Below are 2,476 nucleotides of genomic sequence, written 5' to 3'. Positions count from 1 at the left end.
CAAACGTTCCGCTTCCTGATAAAAAACCATGTCGTAAAGGGTGTGACCCGGAGCGGCATAGGCCCGCCAGTCGGGAAAGCCGGGCAGCTCCTGACCATCATCAAGCAGAAAATCGGGCTGCAGACGGCGTGGGTACCAGGCCCGCTCGAGGCGGCCGAAACGTTGTCTGGCCGAATAATGACCGAGCAGGGTATCGATCAGGTGCTGAGCCCTGCCACCGATGCCCCGATACCATTGATCAATCTCACGATGGGCGGCAATCTTCGTGGCCTGGCGCCGCCGCAGACGCGGTGCTCCTCCAGCGTGATCGGGATGCATATGGGTAACCAGGGCCAGGCTCAGCTCGACCGGTGCCCGCGCCATTTGATTTTCCATATAGCTCTCGACCCGCAGCGCATCAAAACGAGCTCCGCCATCAAGCAATAAAACCCGGTCATGATATTCAACCAGGTAGAGGGTTGCGATATAGCCCTTGACGCGGTGTAAAATGAATGGGTAATCAGCCATGTTTACGAAATACAGGAGATTACTTAAAAAGGCAAAACAAAAAGGGAGCCGCTGGACAACTCCCTTTTGTCACGCAAGGCAATGGAACCGCCTTGACGTCTCAGTCCTGACGACTGGTAATTTCAACCAAGTGATAACCGAAATCGGTTTTCACCGGGCCATGCACCTTACCCACTTCACCATTAAAAACCACGGTGTCGAATTCAGGCACCATCTGCCCCGGCGAAAACTCCCCCAGAGCGCCGCCCTGACGACCGGAAGGACACTTTGAATGCGCCGCCGCCAACTCGGCAAAAGCCTCTCCGCCTTCAATCCGGGTTTTCAGCTCCAGACAACGAGCTTCAGTGTCCACCAGAATATGTCTTGCACTCGCTTTAGCCATGCTTATCTCCTTTAAAAATTCACCACCACCATGATTAACTTTTGTGATCCACCCCAAATATCTGAAAACGCGACCCCATACCACAAGCCGACCGACAATGTAAAGCAGAAGCGGACCATCGCCAAGCAAATCCCTGACGCGAAATTTATTTGAAAAATCCGGATCACCCGGACCGATATAAACCGGACCAATGGACCAAGCCAAAACAGTAGTGCGGCAACTATTAGTATGCTATAAGAGAAACTCTGAAGGGACTTAAGGTCAGTCCGTTTTCGGTCTGCCTGACCTGAAAGCTTCATTCTGAATTGCTTTTTCAAGCTCTCGTAGACGACGTCGCCCTGCAGACATAGCATAAAAGCACAACCGTTGAACAGGCGCCCGAAAAAACGGCCGTCTCCGGCAAAGCTGGTGACGGCCCGGCCTTGCAACCACAACGCTAGCCGACCCCGCGCACAGCGTGGATTAAGCTGATATCCGGATTAATCAAGGCAAAATGACCCGCTGGCTTATCTTTACTATCTGCACACTCTTCTTTCTGCGTTTTTCATGGCGAAGCCTGGGAAACCCCGCCAGCCATGGTTTTTATCGTTTTTTTGTTCTTGAGGGGCTCCTGGGCCTGATTTTACGCAACCATCCCCACTGGTTTAAAAACCCTTTCGCGCCCCAACAACTTTTTTCCTGGCTGCTGCTGCTGGCCTCGATCTTTTTTGTCCTTCACTCGCTGCAACTGCTCAAGGAGCACGGCGGCCAGTCCGAACGCACAACCATGCCGGAAAACCATGCGTTTGAAAACACCGTGGAACTGGTTGAAAAAGGGCTCTATCGCCATGTCCGCCATCCCATGTATGCCTCCCTTCTGTTTCTGGGCTGGGGGCTTTTTTTAAAAACATCACCCTGTTTAACCTGGCCCTTATGGGGGGGGGTCAGCTTCGCGCTACTGATCACGGCGAGAATCGAGGAGCATGAGAATCTCCGCTTTTTCGGCAGCGCCTATCATCATTACATGCAACGCACGCGACGATTCATTCCTTGGGTGCTCTGATGCGGGAGTATATCCCGCAGCCCAAACTTTACCGTGCGGCGGTCAAGATTGGAGTTACTTAACAAAAGACAAGACTGAGCTTTGCTTCGCCCGGCTTTGCTCAGGGGACAGCATTAAATCCTGTCCCCTGAGCCGGGATTATGCAACCCGCAGACAAAACTGCGGCAGCGAGTTGCCAACCCGACAAACTCCGAACCATTCAGCAAACCGTCAAGGTTTTCATGAAAAAGATACTCGTGCTCTATTATTCGCAGAGCGGACAACTGGAAGAAATCATGCGCCACCTGGCCGCCCCCCCTACTTCAGGACAGGATGCTCAAATGTGATCTGCGCCCGGTGAAACCGCTGTCTCCCTATCCTTACCCCTGGCCTTTTTACACCTTTTTTAACTGTTTTCCCGAAGCGGTCGGCCTGGATGGCTGCCCCGTGGAAAACCTGACCGAGACCCAGGATTACGACTTGATCATTTTAGGCTACACGGTCTGGTTTCTCTCCCCCTCAATCCCGATCACCGGTTTTCTGAAAAGTCCGCAGGCCCGAACTCT

Annotated in this window: 5 protein-coding genes; 3 read left to right on the top strand and 2 right to left on the bottom strand. The window is 52.9% G+C overall.

Annotated features, from left to right (window positions below):
• Both ENN66_10785 and ENN66_10780 read right to left on the bottom strand, forming a co-directional pair.
• Positions 1-507: MBL fold metallo-hydrolase (locus tag ENN66_10785; GenBank protein HDS17066.1), on the bottom strand; the 507-nt coding region annotated here is incomplete at its 3' end.
• Positions 508-607: 100 nt separating this feature from the next.
• Positions 608-889, bottom strand: a complete 282-nt coding sequence (locus ENN66_10780; GenBank protein ID HDS17065.1) for a peptidylprolyl isomerase — start codon at positions 887-889, stop codon at positions 608-610.
• Positions 890-1,382: 493 nt separating this feature from the next.
• Between ENN66_10780 and ENN66_10775 the strand changes: the two genes are divergently transcribed.
• The 3 genes from ENN66_10775 to ENN66_10765 all read left to right on the top strand — a co-directional run.
• On the top strand, positions 1,383-1,931 hold the full coding sequence (locus ENN66_10775) for an isoprenylcysteine carboxylmethyltransferase family protein (GenBank protein HDS17064.1): 549 nt from the start codon (positions 1,383-1,385) through the stop codon (positions 1,929-1,931).
• 221 nt (positions 1,932-2,152) lie between these two features.
• Positions 2,153-2,257 carry a flavodoxin family protein gene (locus tag ENN66_10770; GenBank protein ID HDS17063.1) on the top strand — a complete coding sequence of 35 codons (105 nt, stop codon included), beginning with the start codon at positions 2,153-2,155 and terminating at the stop codon, positions 2,255-2,257.
• A partial coding sequence (locus ENN66_10765; protein HDS17062.1) for a dialkylresorcinol condensing enzyme occupies positions 2,244-2,476 on the top strand: 233 nt, incomplete at its 3' end. The genes ENN66_10770 and ENN66_10765, both read left to right, overlap by 14 nt.

The organism is Pseudomonadota bacterium, assembly GCA_011049115.1.
In the GTDB taxonomy this organism is placed as follows: Bacteria; Desulfobacterota; Anaeroferrophillalia; order Anaeroferrophillales; family Tharpellaceae; genus DSCM01.
Note: the sequence above shows the minus strand (reverse complement) of the source record. Positions and strands in the feature narration are given on the sequence as shown.

Coding starts and splice junctions, on each gene's coding strand:
- ENN66_10770 (HDS17063.1), top strand. CDS start 2,153: ATGAAAAAGATACTCGTGCTCTATTATTCGCAGAGCGGACAACTGGAA.
- ENN66_10780 (HDS17065.1), bottom strand. CDS start 889: ATGGCTAAAGCGAGTGCAAGACATATTCTGGTGGACACTGAAGCTCGT.
- ENN66_10775 (HDS17064.1), top strand. CDS start 1,383: ATGACCCGCTGGCTTATCTTTACTATCTGCACACTCTTCTTTCTGCGT.